This window comes from Staphylococcus sp. FSL W8-0271 (genome assembly GCF_038006605.1).
GTDB classification, from domain to species: Bacteria; Bacillota; Bacilli; order Staphylococcales; family Staphylococcaceae; genus Staphylococcus; species Staphylococcus cohnii.
Window position 1 is genome coordinate 625,697 of the sequence record NZ_JBBOVM010000001.1, and the last position, 15,996, is coordinate 641,692.

The following is a 15,996-nucleotide window of genomic DNA, read 5'->3' on the forward strand; positions in this document are numbered from 1 at the left end:
TCTATAATAGTTAATAGAAATTGACACTTTCTTTGTTTTTGAGCTAAAGCTATAATAGTAATAATGCTTATTAATTAGTAATTTGTAATAAGTTAGTTAGCAATACATTAACAAGTGTCGATATCGACGAATTGGATATTTTAAGTAATTTTTGAAGGAGTTATAAAATGGTAGATAATCAACAACAAAAGCAATCAATTATTTTTATTGTAATTCTAGGTGCGCTAACTGCGATTGGTGCCTTATCGATTGATATGTTTTTACCTGGTTTACCTCAAATTCAGTCTGATTTTAATACAACAACTTCAACTTCACAATTAACTTTATCTTTATTTATGATTGGTTTAGCCGTTGGGAATTTATTTACGGGTCCTTTTTCTGATTCAATAGGGCGTAAACAACCCCTAATGATTGCGATGTTGTTATTTACATTAGCAAGTTTAGGTATTATTTTTGTAGACAATATATGGTGGATGATCATTTTAAGGTTTGTACAAGGTTTTTGTGGAGGCGCAGGTGCAGTTATTTCTAGAGCGATTTCAAGCGATTTATACAGTGGCAAACAATTAACAAAATTTTTAGCTTTACTTATGTTAGTCAATGGTGTGGCGCCTGTGTTAGCACCTGCTTTAGGTGGCGTGATCTTATCATTTTCCACTTGGCATATGGTTTTTGTCATACTAACTTTATTTGGGATACTTATGTTTTTGGGAACTATGTTTAAAGTACCAGAATCATTAACTATAGAACAAAGGGATAGTCCTCATATAGCAATTATATTTAAGAATTTTAAACAATTATTAGTAACGCCACGTTTTGTATTACCAATGTTGATTCAAGGTGTTACATTTATTATTTTGTTTAGTTATATTTCAGCTTCTCCATTCATTACGCAACATATATATGGCATGTCTCCACAACAATTTAGTATTATGTTTGCAGTTATTGGCATTAGTCTTATTGTTTCAAGTCAATTGACTGGTAAGTTCGTTGATTATATCAATCGACAAACATTATTACGAATTTTGACATTGATTCAATTAGTAGGAATTTTAAGTGTAACGATTACTTTATTAAACCATTTTTCAATATGGATTTTATTCTTAGGTTTTATCATTCTTGTTGCACCAGTTACTGGTGTAGCAACACTTGGTTTTTCTATTGCGATGGATGAACGTACTGGAGGTAATGGGAGTGCATCGAGTTTGCTTGGACTTGTGCAATACTTATTAGGAGGGGTGGTCTCACCGCTCGTAGGTTTAATGGGAGAAGGAAATTATGTGCCTTATGTCACAATTATCATAATCGCGGGTCTGTTATTAATATTGCTACAAGTGATGAGTTACTTTGTGTTTAGAACGAGGAAACGAGCATAAGCGCATATGCGTAAAATCTTGGTGCTACATTGACAGTAGCTGATGCATGAGCTTCAGCCCAAATACTTAAAGTTAATTCAACTTTAGCCCCCAGTGAAGAAGGTGTGACAATATATTCATTTAAATAAATTAGACTGCTAAATTTCTATTTTTTTGTAGAAATTTAGTAGTCTTTTTAATTAGATGATTTATTAAGAAATTAGTTAGCGATTCAACTTAATTGTATTAGCTAATAAAATTTGAGCTAAATCTTTAACAGATTGATTACAGCCTTCTTTAATCCAAGTATAAACAAGGCCCATTTGACCACCTAGTGCGTATATTACAAACTGTTTTTTGTTTAATACATTGGTATATTCGTCCAAAATTTTAATATAAGTATCCCGCGTTGCATGCATATACTCAAAAAATAAATCACGATTGGGATATGTGACTAAAATAGCATGGAAATAACCATAATGACGTTTAATATAACGTAAAATGATTTTGAAAAACTGATATAACTTAGAGTGATCATCTGCAATTTCTTCTGAACTTTTATATAAATTTTCTAATAGTGTTTTATATTTTTGAATATGGTGTGATTGTATTGTGGCTAAAAGGTCATATTTATCTACGAAGTAATCATAAAACGTGGTCCTATTTATACCACTATATGCGCATAACATTTTGATAGTTATATTTTCAAATGGATGTACCTCGAGTAATGCAATCATATTACGGATGATTTTGCGTTTTGCATTTTGTTTCATAATAACTCCTTCATAAAACATAAATAATGTACCCAACACATTTTATTTAAGTGTCGGTATACTTTTAAATTTCATCTCTTTATAATATACAAGGTGAATTTTAAATGCAAATAGGAGGAAAGTATCATGAAGAAAATGGTATTAATCAATGTCATTACCATTGTTGTACTTGTTATTATTGGTGTCGTAGGATTCCATTTTTATAATCAAGCAACATCTTTTGTAAGTACAGAAAATGCTAAAGTGGATGGAGAACAAATTAAAGTGTCAGCTCCAGCTTCTGGCGAAATCAAGTCACTTGATGTTAAAAATAATGAAAAATTAAGCAAAGGTGATAAAGTTGCAGAGGTTGCTGCTAAAGGTGAAGGTGGTCAATCTCAAGATATGAGTATTAAAATGCCTAAAGATGGCACAATTGTAAAAGTTGATGGCATGGAAGGTTCAATGGCTCAAGCTGGCACACCAATTGCTTACGCTTATAATTTAGATGATTCTTATATAACTGCTAATGTGGATGAAAAAGATATTGCAGACGTTGAAGAAGGTAAAGATGTAAATATTAAATTAGATGGTGAAGACGCTGAATTAAAAGGTAAAGTAGAAGAAGTAGGTAAAGCAACTGCTTCAAGCTTTTCAATGATGCCTTCATCAAATAGTGATGGAAACTATACAAAAGTATCACAAGTGGTACCAGTGAAAATTTCACTAGATTCAAAACCATCTAAAAATGTTGTTCCAGGAATGAACGCTGAAGTAAAAATTCATAAAAATTAAGGAGGTCTTAAAATGACAATGACCTTCATTATTGTTTACATAGTCATAGCGCTCATTCTTGTTGGTGGACTTAATTTCTTTATCGTGAAAAGAAATAAGCAAAAATCTACCCAAAAAATGGAACAATCTAAGTATGAAAACATTGCTTCTAACGAAAGTTATCAATCTAAATTTAAAGTTAAAGACGATAATACAACAACAAAAAATCAAGAGCAAAACAAAGGTGAAACTACAGAAGAAAAAGCAGAGAAAGCAAGTCACACTAATAGTGACGCTTCTGAATCATCAACACAACATGATTCGGATCATGAACAAATCAATCCGAATTCTGAAGAAGCACAAGTAAATGAAAAGCTGAAAGCTAAACATAGTTCATTTATGTTTGGAAAAGGCACTTCTCAAGGCAAAGTTTTAATAGCGATGATTTTTGGTATGTTTATAGCTATTTTGAATCAAACGTTATTAAATGTTGCATTGCCTAAAATAAACACTGATTTTAATATTTCTGCAAATACAGGCCAGTGGCTTATGACAGGATTTATGCTTGTGAATGGTATTCTGATACCAATCAGTGCTTATTTATTTAATAAATATTCGTATCGTAAATTATTCTTAATAGCGATGGCATTGTTCACAATCGGCTCTTTAGTCTGTGGTATGTCAGGTTCATTTACAATAATGATGGTAGGCCGTGTACTACAAGCAATTGGTGCAGGTATCTTAATGCCACTTGGTACAAATGTATTTATGACTATATTCCCGCCTGAAAAACGTGGCGCAGCAATGGGCACACTCGGTATAGCAATGATTTTAGCACCCGCTATAGGTCCGACATTGTCAGGTTATATTGTAGAAAACTATCATTGGAACGTGATGTTCTATGGTATGTTCATCATAGGGCTTATTTCATTAGCAATCGCCTATATATGGTTCAGAGTTTATCAAGTTACTACAAATCCTAAAGCAGATATTCCAGGTATCATATTTAGTACAATAGGTTTTGGTGCGTTATTATATGGCTTCAGTGAAGCAGGAAATAATAGTTGGAGTTCTCCAATTGTTGTAGTATCTCTTATCCTTGGTGTCATTTTTATTACTGCTTTTGTAATTAGAGAGCTTACAATGCGTGTGCCAATGCTAAGCATGGAAGTTTTAAAATACTCAGGTTTTACATTAACAACTGTTATTAACATGATTGTAACGATGAGTTTATTTGGTGGCATGATTTTATTACCACTTTATTTACAAGACTTAAGAGGCTTTACACCAGTACAATCAGGTTTATTATTATTACCTGGTGCTTTAATAATGGGTGTCATGGGTCCAATCGCAGGAAAATTATTAGATACGATTGGTATTAAACCACTAGCTTTAGTAGGGACAGCAATTATGACCTATGCTACGTGGGAATTAACAAAATTAAACATGAATACAACGTATGGTCACTTAATGGTTATTTATATCATTCGTTCATTTGGTATGAGTTTTATCATGATGCCAATAATGACTGCTGGTATGAACGCGTTGCCACAACGACTCATAGCACATGGCAATGCTTTATCTAATACATTGAGACAATTGGCAGGTTCAATTGGTACGGCCTTGCTAGTTACAGTAATGTCTACACAAACAACACAACATATCGCTTCATATACTCAAGATTTAGATAAAACAAATCCATTTATTAAAGACCGTTTACAAGAAATGGCTCAAGCAATGGGTGGAGAACAAATGGCAACTTCACAAGTTTTAGAATTTGTGCAAAAGCTTGCTTCTATTAACGGTGTAAATAGTGCTTTCTTAATAGCTACTTTATTAAGTGCTTTGGCATTTATTTTGAGTTTGTTCTTAAAAGATAAGTCACATTATATTTCAAATGAAGAATAAGTAAAAAACCAGTGTAGTAACATCACTGACTAATAAATAAGCGTCAATTTCTATAATAGTTACGTAGAAATTGACGCTTATTTTCTTAATTAATAAAGTCTGAGTTTATATTTTCATATAGTTAAAGCGATTGAGACAAAAACTTGTGCTAAGTTAATTTTGTGTACATTATAAGTGAAAGCTAAATCGTTTTTATAAATGCGCCAGTTTATTAGATAATATGCATGCTATTAATTGTAGTTTTGAAAAATTGCTTGTTCTAAAATCCGTTTAATCGGTGCATCGATTAAGTGGAGATAAAAAAAGCCCGCAAATGAATTTTTTCAGTCATTCATTTACGGCTGTAATCGATAGTATATGTACCAGCTTTTTGGTGAAGTTTAAATGAAGTTATATTCTAGGTTTTCGATTTCTAAAAAATAAACTAATTAAAAGTAAAGCGATACTACAACCTAATAAAATAAAAGCGTTATGGATTGCATTTGACTCTGTTAATATTTGAGCTGAATCAACAGTGATATAATACTGATTCATTGAATCGGCAATTCTTGTTGCAATATTTTTAATCAATGCAGAAAAACCGAAAGTAATTGCAAGCATGATCGCTATAATAAACATGTTAACTATTTTCAATATCGTTTTGTTAAAAAACAGCGTAAAAAGGGTTAAGATTAAACTTAATATACAAGCGATAAAAAATACATAAAATACAAGTATCAAGCGATCAATGCTTGTTTGTAAGTTATCGATACTTTCAACGTTGATATTTAAATTCGTTAAGTTATTGATAGTTTCTTGAAAATTTGTTAATTCTTTAAAATTAACCGTTTTATCTACAAAAACTAAATTGAATATAGGTTCTTTAAACATACTATAGCCTGAAATAGCAACTAGGATTAAAACGATAATTTGTATAATAAGGCTAACCCAAGATTTTTTCTTTTTTCCATAACGAGCGCCTCGTTGCATTGTTTCACTCGTTAAAGTATGTTCAAAATCCTTAAATTGATGATTGTTTGCGGTCATAACTTACTCCTTTCATTACATTAGATGGGGATCTAGTTATTTTATGACTTTTATTTTGTTATAATATGTGATAACTGTTACATTTTAACCATTGAAGTTGAATAATTTAATTTTTAGTATGAATTGTCATACTTATAAACTTCAATATCTATTATAACTTCGTTTTTATGTCATTATTTTTATTTTATCATATAATTTATTTTAAATACTGAATTGAAACAAAAATTCTATAATTCTAAAATTTGTTACAAAAAAAGATAGGGATGATTATGAATGAAATCAAGACTAACAACAAAATTTGTTAATAAATACTTATTACCACATCGTTCAATTATATTTGATGACCAACAAAGCTTTGAAAAATTTTTACAAAAGAGATTAACGATGAATGAAAAAAAGCACAAGCAACCTGAAACTTTAAATGTAAAATCAGACTTAGAAAAACAAATGATGGATGATATGCAGGTGTTCAGATTTCGCTTTAGACACAGTCAACAAAAGAAAATATTATATATTCACGGTGGATATAATATTTTACAACCTTCCGCATTTCACTGGAGATTTATGGATAAACTTGCGTTAAGTACTTTAAATGAAGTTGTTTTGCCAATTTATCCAAAAGCACCTAAATATCATGTTGATGATACTTATGCTGCGATTCATAAAGTTTACCAACAATTATTAACAGAATGTAGTAATGAAGATATTATTGTGATGGGAGATGGAACTGGAGGCGCATTGGCGTTGAGTTTTGTGCAACAGTTAAAATCAAATAATCAACCTTTACCAGCTAAATTGTATTTGTTTTCACCGATGCTAGATGCTCAATTGGATAATGAAAATATTACAGATGATTTAATCGATAAAGATGTCATCATAAATATAGTAGGTTTACAAAAAATTATGAAAGTATGGTCTGGAAATCTTCCATTAAACGATAGTAGGTTATCACCAATTAATGGAGAATTATTTGGTTTACCACCCATATATATTTTTGGTGGCGGAAGAGAGATTTACTTACCAGATATGAAAAAATTGGTTTATATGTTAGAAGATATGCGTCAGCCAGTTCAATTGTATACTTTTAAAAAAATGGTGAATGCATTCGCATTATTACCTATTAGAGAATCGCATAAAGTTGTTAAAGAAATCGTCAATACAATTCACGATAAACGTTAATGTGGAAGTATATACCCAATTTTCAAAATGATGATAAGGTTACGAAAAATTAAAAACAGAGGCGGGGCAGACACCAAACATAATTTTGTTGATATCGCCTTGCTTCTGTTTTTATATGCTCAAACATTTGGGCCAATTAAGGGTGTTCATTCATTGTTGTATCGAGGACATTTAATATAGATTGTGTCCCTTTTAGCTTATAGTATTGTGCTATAAAGTCGTTGAAATCTTGTGTTGGTATATCCATATTGTTAAATTTCGAGAGATATTTTTCATATAGTTGTGTTTCTTCTTGAACAAAAGTTGTGTAACGCTGTATAAAAGTTTCTTCTACATCAATTTGTTCCACTAATGAAGTAATAGTATCTATAGCTTGTTTTTGACCTTGGTAGTAACTAATATCAAAGCCGCGTTTAATCAATTGACTATCAGGCCCATTAATGACCAGCTGTTTGTTTTGATTGAGTTCACTAAGTGCTGCTTTCATATCATCATTTAAATCATAAAGTTGCACTTTGACTGTGTCGATTAATCCTTGTGACATATTTATCACTCCTATCTTGAAATACCGATTTTATGACCTAATTGTTTTGGCCATTCAATTAATTGTTGGTTATCATAATAATTGCTAATTTGATCAGCAAATGACTGAGGGAATGGCGCTGTTTTGTTGATTGTGCGATCAATTCCTAACATCATTGCTTCATTTGTTGCTATATTGTTGCCATCTTGATCTGTCATAACGGAAAAGAAATGTAAGCTTTTTTCATTATAATCATAGATGTAAATTGTAATGGTAAAGGTGTCATCTTCAGTTAGTTCAGATAAATAGGCTGTTTGTTCTTCAACAGTGAATAATGTGTAATTTAACTTGGTGCGTTCTTCTAAAGATAAACCATGTGTATAATTAAATTGATTGATAGCTTCGCTGAAGACCATATTATAATTCGCATCATGTACATGACCGTTATGATCAATCATAGCAGGTGTCACATTGTTGGAAATTGTGAAAGGGTTTTTCATTGTTACATCTCCTTTAAAACATTAATTGTTAAAATAGATATATTTATATTATTTAAGCTAACTTAAGTTTACTAAAAATTGTATATAACATACACAAATAGTATTTCATGATAAAATAAAGAAAATGATTCTAGGGGTGACCTATGGCTATAACAATTAGATATTTATCTTCTGAAAAAACGTTAGCAAGCGTTAATTGTTTAGAAGACATTCCTGAAACAGCGCAGTTCATATGGTGTGATTTTAATCAACCAACTGAGGCTGAAAATACATTTTTAAAAACACGTTTTAACTTTAATAAACTTGAAATTGATGATACAGTAAACGGGACACCGAGAGCTAAATACAAAGCATATAACACATATCAGTATATAGTTGTTCATGATGTCGATACCGAGAATTTTAGTGCAAAAGCATTAAATATTTTTATAAAAAGCCGTTTGCTTATTACATACCATCATCAGCCATTTGATATTTTAAAGAAGGTAGAAACTACTTTCAAAACGCAAACAATACGTAATGTTCTCCCAACATATATATTTATCTTGGTGTTAGATTGTTTAGTGGATCGTTATTTTGAATTCGTTTATGCCATCGAAGATAAGGTATATGACTTCGAAGACAGTGAAAATATGAATGGTTCTATGAAATTTGCGATGGATAATGTATTTAAAATACGTTCTGAGCTAATTAAATTAAAGCGCGTGATTTATCCAATGACAGAATTAGTTAATCAATTAAAAGAAAGTCATCAATTATTATTCGATGACAAAGATAAACTTTATCTTCAACATATTGATGATCATATGATTAAACAACAAAATATTTTAAAAATATGCCAAGAAATGACAAACGAAATAAAAGATAATTTGACAACATATGCTTCATATAAAATGAACCGGATTATGCAAGTCCTCACTTTGGTGTCAGTTGTATTTTTACCATTGACATTAATTACAGGTATTTATGGTATGAATTTTATAAATATGCCAGAATTAAAATGGCAATATGGTTATTATTTTGTTTTAGTACTTATGCTATGTATTAGTATAGGTTGTGTGATTTATTTTAAAAAAGAAAAATGGTTTTAATATTATAGTATTAAATTAATGATGCAGTTTTAAACTGACTTGAGTAAAATAACTATTGAGGATTGGAGTAAATAATGAGTGATTTAAAAAGAGAACAAAGAAAAAATGAACACGTTGAGATTGCAATGGCACAAACGGATGCTACAATCTCAGATTTTGATGAAATTCGATTTGTACATGATTCTATTCCGAGTATAGATGTAAGTGATGTTAATCTTGAGCATTCGCTAAAAGACTTTACACTTAGCCAACCACTTTATATTAATGCGATGACGGGTGGCAGTGAATGGACGAAACAAATTAATGAAAAATTGGCAATTGTGGCTCGTGAAAGCGGTATTGCAATGGCAGTTGGTTCTACACATGCAGCGTTACGCAATAGTAATATGGCATCATCTTTTACAGTCGTGCGCGATACAAACCCAGAGGGGATTATATTTAGTAACGTGGGTGCAGATGTACCTGTTGATAAAGCTGTCGAATCAGTACAATTGCTAGATGCTCAAGCATTGCAAGTACACGTCAATGCACCACAAGAATTGGTCATGCCTGAAGGTAATAGAACCTTTTCTACATGGATGGACAATCTTGCGCAAATTGTGGAACGGGTAAATGTCCCAGTTATTGTCAAAGAAGTAGGATTTGGCATGAGTAAAGAAACAATCAAAAACTTATATGAAATTGGCATTAGGTATGTAGATGTGAGTGGACGTGGTGGTACGAACTTTGTAGATATTGAAAATGAAAGACGTGCCTACAAGGACATGGACTATTTAAGTATGTGGGGACAAACGACAGTAGAATCATTATTAGAAAGTACTTCTTTTCAAAAAGATATGGATATACTTGCTAGTGGTGGCGTGCGCTCTCCATTAGATGCAGTGAAATGTTTAGCGCTCGGGGCGAGTGCGGTTGGTATGTCGCGCCCATTTTTAAATCAAGTTGAACAATATGGTATTACTGAAACGCTAAACTATACTGAACAATTTACTGAACATATGAAAAAAATTATGACGATGCTAAATGCGCCTACAATAAATGATTTAAAAGGTTCGAAAATGATCTTTGGTCCTAGATTACAATCTTGGATAGATCAGCGAAATATTGATATTTCTAATTAATAACTCATAAGGAAATCATTTTTGTAGCTTAGGTCATTAACTACTGTGTCGATTTTCGTATATGCAATGATTATAGAAAAATAAAAACCTGAGACATTATGTCTCAGGTTTTCTTATGTTAAAAATCAAATTATATCATTAGAATAGATTGATAAATGTAGTAACGATTGGGACACCAAGCAAATCAATTAAAAATGCGCCCATGATTGGTACGACAAGATATGATTTTGGTGAAGCACCGAATTTTTTGGTAATCACATCTAGGTTTGCCATAGCATTTGGGGTTGCTCCAAGACCGTGACCAATAAAGCCACCAATCATTACAGCAGCATCGTAATTTTTTCCCAAACCGCGGAACACGATAAATATAGAGAATAGCACGATAAACACGACTTGTATTAAAACGATAATAATTAAAGGTAAAGCCAATTGATATATTTCTGTAAGTTGTATACTCATCAAAGCGATAGATAAGAATAGGCTTAGTGATATGTCGCTAATTTTATCCACGAATTTCATATCAATAAGGTTTAAATTATTATATTCAGAAATATTTCGAATAATTACTGCAACAAACATTGCACCAACATATATAGGAATGTTAATACCTGTTAAATCAGAGAATGTATTTCCTAAATATGAACCAATAGCCATACAAATAGTTACAATCGTAAATTGTAAGAAAAAGATAGTTGTAGGGTTCATGCGATTATGTAAGTATTCATTAGATTTTACGTTACCATAGTCTGTCGTAGTTTCTTCTGCATGTTCTGGTTTTAAGTTATATTTAGTGATTAAAAATTTTACTACTGGGCCACCTACTAAACCACCAGCTACAAGACCTAATGTTGCTGCTGCTAAAGCTGCGGTTAATGCAGAATCGAATCCCATGTCGCTTATAGTTTGACCATAAGCGGCAGCATTACCGTGGCCACCTTCCATAGACATAGAACCTGCGGTTAAACCTAATAATGGTGGTATGTTTAATACTTTTGCTAATGAAATACTAATAAGGTTTTGGAAGACTGCAAGAAAACCACAAAATATAAAATATAAAATAAGTACTTTTCCACCCAAACGTAATAACTTTAAAGAAGCGCCTAATCCAATTGTTGTAAAGAACGCAAGCATAAAGAAGTTTTGTATAAATTCAGAATCTAGTTTGATTGTTATGATATTTGTAGATTGTAATATTGCAACTAAAATCGAGAAGATTAAACCACCGATAACAGGTGCAGGAATACAAAGTCTTCTTAATATTGAAATATGATTAACAATATATATACCTAAAAGGTATAATAAACTTGCGATTGCTAAAGTAGTAATTGCATCTAGCTCTAGCATTTTCAATCCCCCTTAAATTTCAAATGAAACTCTCCTGTGTGTCTTGTTATATAGATGGAGTCATGTGCAAAATGACAATAAAGAAAGTGCTTACAAAACTCCATGCTATCTATTATACATATTTAAATAGTATAAATCTAGTTTGGAATTAAATATTAAATAGAATAAATAGAGATTGTTTTATTTGTAATTTTCAGATAATCATTCCCTTGTCTAATACGCAAAGATGCTAGAAGAATAAATACATTAATTATCTATAACATAGTACCTTGCAATGTATAGTAGTGTGTGTTATATTCTTTTCGACAGCTACTGTGTAATGTATAGTACTGGTTTTACATAGGAGGTAACATATGAATAGTCAATTTAAAAAGGGTGCGCTAGAGCTTATTGTGCTGCTTATTATCAAAAGAGATGACCAGTACGGTTACTCGCTCGTTCAAAATATTTCGAGACATATGAGTATTGCAGAAGGAACTGTGTATCCGTTGCTACGAAGATTAGTGAAAAATGGAGAACTCACGACATATTACCAACCTTCTTCAGAGGGTCCAGCAAGGAAATATTATAAAGTGACTGACCAAGGTAACGACAGGTTAGTTGACTTATTACATGAATGGCGATCATTTTCGAATATTGTAGAAGTATTTATAAAGGAGAGTGAACGGAATGACTAAAAATGAATTTTTAAAACAATTGCATAAACATTTGAGACATGATTCTGATGCAGAACGTCAAGATATTTTAAATGAGTATGAAACACATTTTTATAGTGGATTAAAAGAAGGTAAAACAGAAGCACAAATTTCAAAAGAACTAGGTGATCCTAAAACTTTAGCTAAAGAAATGAATGCGACAGCTGCTGTAGAAAAAGCTGCTGACAGTAAAAAATTTGGCGACGTTGGGAATGCCATTTTTGCAGTGATGGGTTTAAGTATATTAAATTTCTTTGTAATTTTAGTACCGTTTATTTTCGTTTTAAGCATCGTTATTTCATTAATTGTAACGACAATTTCATTCGTTTTAAGTCCAATATTGTTATTAGTGAAAGGACTTTTAAGTGGATTTGAAAATGTATTACTTTTTGATGTATATGCAGTAGGTGCATTGTTTGGAATGGGATTAATGTTATTTGTGATTACGTATTTAATTTCTAAAGCATTTTATTTAATTTGTGTGAAGTATCTCAAATGGAATATAAGTGTTGTGAAAAGGAGTGGGATTTCATGAAGAAAACATTGATTAGTCTTTTTGTAATAGGATTAATTATAACGATTGTTTGTGGCATTGGTGTCGTAAACCAATTTCAAATAGAAAGTAAAAAGTCGAAAGAAGTCACAGAGAATTATCATAAGGAATATGATGAAAATAAAGTGAAAAACCTCAATATAGATTTGAACAATAGTAATTTAAAACTTAAAAAAGGTGATCAACTTAAAGTTGAATCACGAGGTTCTAACGACAAAATAAATATGGATACTACTATAAAAAACGGCACGTTATATGTGAAAGATAAACCATTAGACAGCAATGTCGATATTACATTTATGGACTTTAAAAATAATGATGTCATAATCACATTACCTAAGTCATTAAGCCATTTAAATGTTAATACTGAATCTGGTTCGATTATGATTGATCAAATAAAAGCGGATTATGCTAAGTTATACGCAGATGTCGGGAAATTAAATATCACGCATGCTAAATTTGACCGTTTAATTGCTGAAGTTGATGTCGCAGATATGGATATGGCAATGACTCAATTTAATTCAGGCGAATTTGAAGCTGATACTGGATCAATTGATATCAAAGATATGCCAGCTGATAAGCCGATTAAAGTGAAAACGGATGTGGGCGATATAGCAATGGATTATACGGATAAAAAACCTAATAATACACGGATAGAATTTGAAAGTGACGTAGGAGAGTTGGATATTAATAATCACTTGTTTAAAAACAAGCAAGTAGGAAATGGATCAAATCTCATTCATATTAAAACAGATACAGGTAATGCTGAAATCAATTAAATTTGAAATATTAATTATTAAATAGCATTGTGTGAGCACAAGTCAATTTGATTTTGACTAATGCTCACATTTTATTTTTAGCGTGAGTTGTGACGAGATTTTAAATTTCTGTGTTTGCTTCTTTTTTGATATACTATAAGCCATATAAAATTACTAGGTTTAAAAGGAGGAGTGTTATGCAGGAATTAAATAGAAGTGATAAGCAATATGGTGTTTTAGCACTTCTACCGTTAATCATATTTTTAGGATTATATATTGGTGTAGGCATCACTTTTACCATAATGGGTAAAGAAGATGCGTTTGATCAATTACCTAGACATGTTGCTATTTTTATCGGCATCGTTATTGCTTGGACATGCTATGATAGAAAAACAAAGTTTTCTAAAAAAGTAGAAATATTTACAGCGCATGCAGGCAATTCAGGTATTGTTAATCTAGGTTTGATACTGTTATTAGCAGGCGCCTTTTCTACGGTTACATCAGAAATGGGCGGTAAGTCAGCGATGGTGAATATGGGGCTGAATGTCATCCCACCAAGTCTACTCATACCTGGTATATTCATTATGAGCGGTTTTGCTGCGCTAACGTTGGGTACTTCTACGGGAGCACAAGCTGCCTTTATTCCAGTAGGTGTTGCTGTAGCTCAAGCTGCTGACTTAAGTGTCGCAGCAGCAGGTGCCGCTGTTATTGCAGGTGCATACTTTGGTGATAACCTATCCATTATTTCAGATACGACGATTGCAGCTACAAACGGCGTTGGTGCTAAGATGAAAGATAAATTTAAGATGAATGTGTTGATTGCGCTACCTGCTGCACTTATTACTGCAGTTATATATGCAGTTGTGGGTGGAACAGGTAAGGTGGAAGGTGACTTAAGTTTTAATTTTATAAATATTCTACCGTATCTATTTGTACTTATAGCAGCAATCGCAGGTCTAGATGTTATTTTAGTGTTGATAATCGGTATCATAATGGCAGGTGTCATTGGTTTACTTCAAGGTGATTTGGGCATATTCCAGTTTACAAAAGCTATTGGTGAAGGTATGGAAAGCATGTTCCTTATTTTTCTTGTGGCGTTTTTAGTTTCTGGACTTGTGGCGTTAATTCGCTATTATGGTGGTATTGATTGGATTATTAAAACAATGAAAGAAAAAGCAAAAGGCCGAAAAAGTGCAGAATATGTGATTAGTTTAATGTCCGGTGTGCTTTCTGCTGCTTTATCACATAATACTTTAGCAATTTTAATTTCTGCGCCTATCGCTAAAGAAATTGGAGATGAATATAAGGTGCCACCTAAACGAATGGCAAGCTTATTAGATATATTCGCATGTTGTGCCTTAATGGTGCTACCGCACGATAGTGGTATGTTAATGGTTGAACAATATGGAGATGTTTCTTATATAGAAGTTTTAAAATACACATTTTATCCTGTAATCTTTGTCATTTGTACTGTTATTACGATACAATTTGGTTTACTTGATAAAGACAAAAAACTTTCTAAATAATTTGTGCTTTAATTAGGTTAACTATTAGAAAGTGAAAGTGATCTAACACAAACTAGGCATTCAAAATGAATGTATATAATTTAATAATATTTTAGGGGAACAGAGATTATATTAAATTTTAATCTCTGTTTCCCTTTTATTAACGCCATGTATCTTGTGGTGGTATAGTAGTACGTTTTGAAATTCTTGAAACATAAGGATTACCTTTAACAATAAAGCGCAGTGGTTTATGCGTCCATTCACCTTTATTAGGAATGCCAATTCTCGGTGTTTCCTCAATGTGTTTGGGATGTTTACGATTTTTAGTATCTATTTTTAGATTGCCTTCATTTAATCGTGAACCATCCAAATGTCTTGGTATATTAAATGCTTTAGTCCATTTTCCTGGGCCATTTGTTAATTCAAAGCCATCTTTGTTTCTATTTGAACGCATAGCTTCAATATTCTCTTCTGGTTCAACAGCACGTATCAGGACACCTTCAGGTACACCTTCTAATTGTGTTACAAAGTTGATGAGTAAATGCGTATGCATCACATGGGCATAAATAGTGCCACCAAGTTTATATAATGATTCTACTTTGGGTGTGCGTTTGCCATTAAATCCGTGAGCGGCTTGATCCTTTTCACCAACATAGGCTTCAGTTTCAACGATGTATCCAGTAAATGTATGCAAATCATCTTCGAAAATGACACGTACACCTAATAAATCTTTGGCGATAGTGACTGTATCACGTTGTAAAAAATCCATTTATTAATCCTCCATATATTAGTTTTCGAAATTAAATGTTTTTAAAATTTTTTTATTAAATTGTAAAATTGTGTTACAAGCATGTGGGAATTTTGGTAGAATAATCTTATAAGTTTACTAAAAATTAAAAACGCATAAGTTAA

General features: G+C 31.8%; 16 protein-coding genes. 10 read left to right on the forward strand and 6 right to left on the reverse strand.

Features of this window, described 5'->3' with window-relative positions:
- Nucleotides 1-167: 167 nt before the first annotated feature.
- On the forward strand, nt 168-1,376 hold the full coding sequence (locus NST87_RS02940) for a multidrug effflux MFS transporter (RefSeq protein WP_019468869.1): 1,209 nt from the start codon (nt 168-170) through the stop codon (nt 1,374-1,376).
- Nucleotides 1,377-1,579: 203 nt separating this feature from the next.
- Here the strand turns inward: NST87_RS02940 and NST87_RS02945 are convergent, their stop codons facing one another.
- Nucleotides 1,580-2,128, reverse strand: coding sequence for a TetR/AcrR family transcriptional regulator (locus tag NST87_RS02945; RefSeq protein WP_019468870.1), 549 nt, complete (start codon nt 2,126-2,128; stop codon nt 1,580-1,582).
- 126 nt (nt 2,129-2,254) lie between these two features.
- Between NST87_RS02945 and NST87_RS02950 the strand changes: the two genes are divergently transcribed.
- The gene (locus tag NST87_RS02950; RefSeq protein ID WP_019468871.1) at nt 2,255-2,902 is read left to right on the forward strand and encodes an HlyD family secretion protein; all 648 of its coding nucleotides are present in this window, start codon (nt 2,255-2,257) and stop codon (nt 2,900-2,902) included.
- A 12-nt stretch (nt 2,903-2,914) separates the two neighbouring features.
- Nucleotides 2,915-4,789 carry a DHA2 family efflux MFS transporter permease subunit gene (locus tag NST87_RS02955; RefSeq protein ID WP_340721295.1) on the forward strand — a complete coding sequence of 625 codons (1,875 nt, stop codon included), beginning with the start codon at nt 2,915-2,917 and terminating at the stop codon, nt 4,787-4,789.
- A gap of 390 nt (nt 4,790-5,179) precedes the next feature.
- On the opposite strand, the gene NST87_RS02960 is transcribed toward NST87_RS02955, so the two are convergent.
- Nucleotides 5,180-5,815, reverse strand: coding sequence for a hypothetical protein (locus NST87_RS02960; RefSeq protein WP_019468873.1), 636 nt, complete (start codon nt 5,813-5,815; stop codon nt 5,180-5,182).
- A gap of 273 nt (nt 5,816-6,088) precedes the next feature.
- On the opposite strand from NST87_RS02960, the gene NST87_RS02965 reads away from it, so the two are divergent.
- Complete coding sequence (locus NST87_RS02965) at nt 6,089-6,994, forward strand: alpha/beta hydrolase (RefSeq protein ID WP_340721297.1); 906 nt, start codon at nt 6,089-6,091, stop codon at nt 6,992-6,994.
- A gap of 136 nt (nt 6,995-7,130) precedes the next feature.
- Here the strand turns inward: NST87_RS02965 and NST87_RS02970 are convergent, their stop codons facing one another.
- Nucleotides 7,131-7,538, reverse strand: a complete 408-nt coding sequence (locus tag NST87_RS02970; protein ID WP_019468875.1) for a hypothetical protein — start codon at nt 7,536-7,538, stop codon at nt 7,131-7,133.
- An 11-nt stretch (nt 7,539-7,549) separates the two neighbouring features.
- Nucleotides 7,550-8,017: a thioesterase family protein gene (locus tag NST87_RS02975; protein WP_019468876.1), complete on the reverse strand. Its 468-nt coding sequence runs from the start codon at nt 8,015-8,017 to the stop codon at nt 7,550-7,552.
- 143 nt (nt 8,018-8,160) lie between these two features.
- Between NST87_RS02975 and corA the strand changes: the two genes are divergently transcribed.
- Both corA and fni read left to right on the forward strand, forming a co-directional pair.
- A complete protein-coding gene (corA, locus tag NST87_RS02980) occupies nt 8,161-9,108 on the forward strand; it encodes a magnesium/cobalt transporter CorA (RefSeq protein ID WP_340721300.1) in 948 nt (315 codons plus the stop codon).
- 74 nt (nt 9,109-9,182) lie between these two features.
- Nucleotides 9,183-10,229, forward strand: a complete 1,047-nt coding sequence (gene fni, locus NST87_RS02985) for a type 2 isopentenyl-diphosphate Delta-isomerase (RefSeq protein WP_019468878.1) — start codon at nt 9,183-9,185, stop codon at nt 10,227-10,229.
- Between the two features lie 138 nt (nt 10,230-10,367).
- Here fni and gltS read toward each other — a convergent pair whose 3' ends face one another.
- Nucleotides 10,368-11,573 carry a sodium/glutamate symporter gene (gene gltS, locus NST87_RS02990; RefSeq protein WP_019468879.1) on the reverse strand — a complete coding sequence of 402 codons (1,206 nt, stop codon included), beginning with the start codon at nt 11,571-11,573 and terminating at the stop codon, nt 10,368-10,370.
- 353 nt (nt 11,574-11,926) lie between these two features.
- On the opposite strand from gltS, the gene NST87_RS02995 reads away from it, so the two are divergent.
- The 4 genes from NST87_RS02995 to NST87_RS03010 all read left to right on the forward strand — a co-directional run bounded on the left by NST87_RS02995 (nt 11,927) and on the right by NST87_RS03010 (nt 15,105).
- Nucleotides 11,927-12,250 carry a PadR family transcriptional regulator gene (locus NST87_RS02995; protein WP_019468880.1) on the forward strand — a complete coding sequence of 108 codons (324 nt, stop codon included), beginning with the start codon at nt 11,927-11,929 and terminating at the stop codon, nt 12,248-12,250.
- Complete coding sequence (locus tag NST87_RS03000) at nt 12,243-12,803, forward strand: DUF1700 domain-containing protein (protein ID WP_019468881.1); 561 nt, start codon at nt 12,243-12,245, stop codon at nt 12,801-12,803. Before NST87_RS02995 ends, NST87_RS03000 begins: the two co-directional genes overlap by 8 nt.
- Entirely contained in the window at nt 12,800-13,600 is an 801-nt protein-coding gene (locus NST87_RS03005; protein ID WP_019468882.1) for a DUF4097 family beta strand repeat-containing protein, read from the forward strand. The genes NST87_RS03000 and NST87_RS03005 overlap by 4 nt, the downstream gene beginning before the upstream one ends.
- A 176-nt stretch (nt 13,601-13,776) precedes the next feature.
- Complete coding sequence (locus NST87_RS03010) at nt 13,777-15,105, forward strand: Na+/H+ antiporter NhaC family protein (RefSeq protein ID WP_019468883.1); 1,329 nt, start codon at nt 13,777-13,779, stop codon at nt 15,103-15,105.
- Between the two features lie 139 nt (nt 15,106-15,244).
- Here NST87_RS03010 and NST87_RS03015 read toward each other — a convergent pair whose 3' ends face one another.
- Nucleotides 15,245-15,853, reverse strand: coding sequence for a DNA-3-methyladenine glycosylase (locus NST87_RS03015; protein ID WP_019468884.1), 609 nt, complete (start codon nt 15,851-15,853; stop codon nt 15,245-15,247).
- Nucleotides 15,854-15,996: the final 143 nt, after the last annotated feature.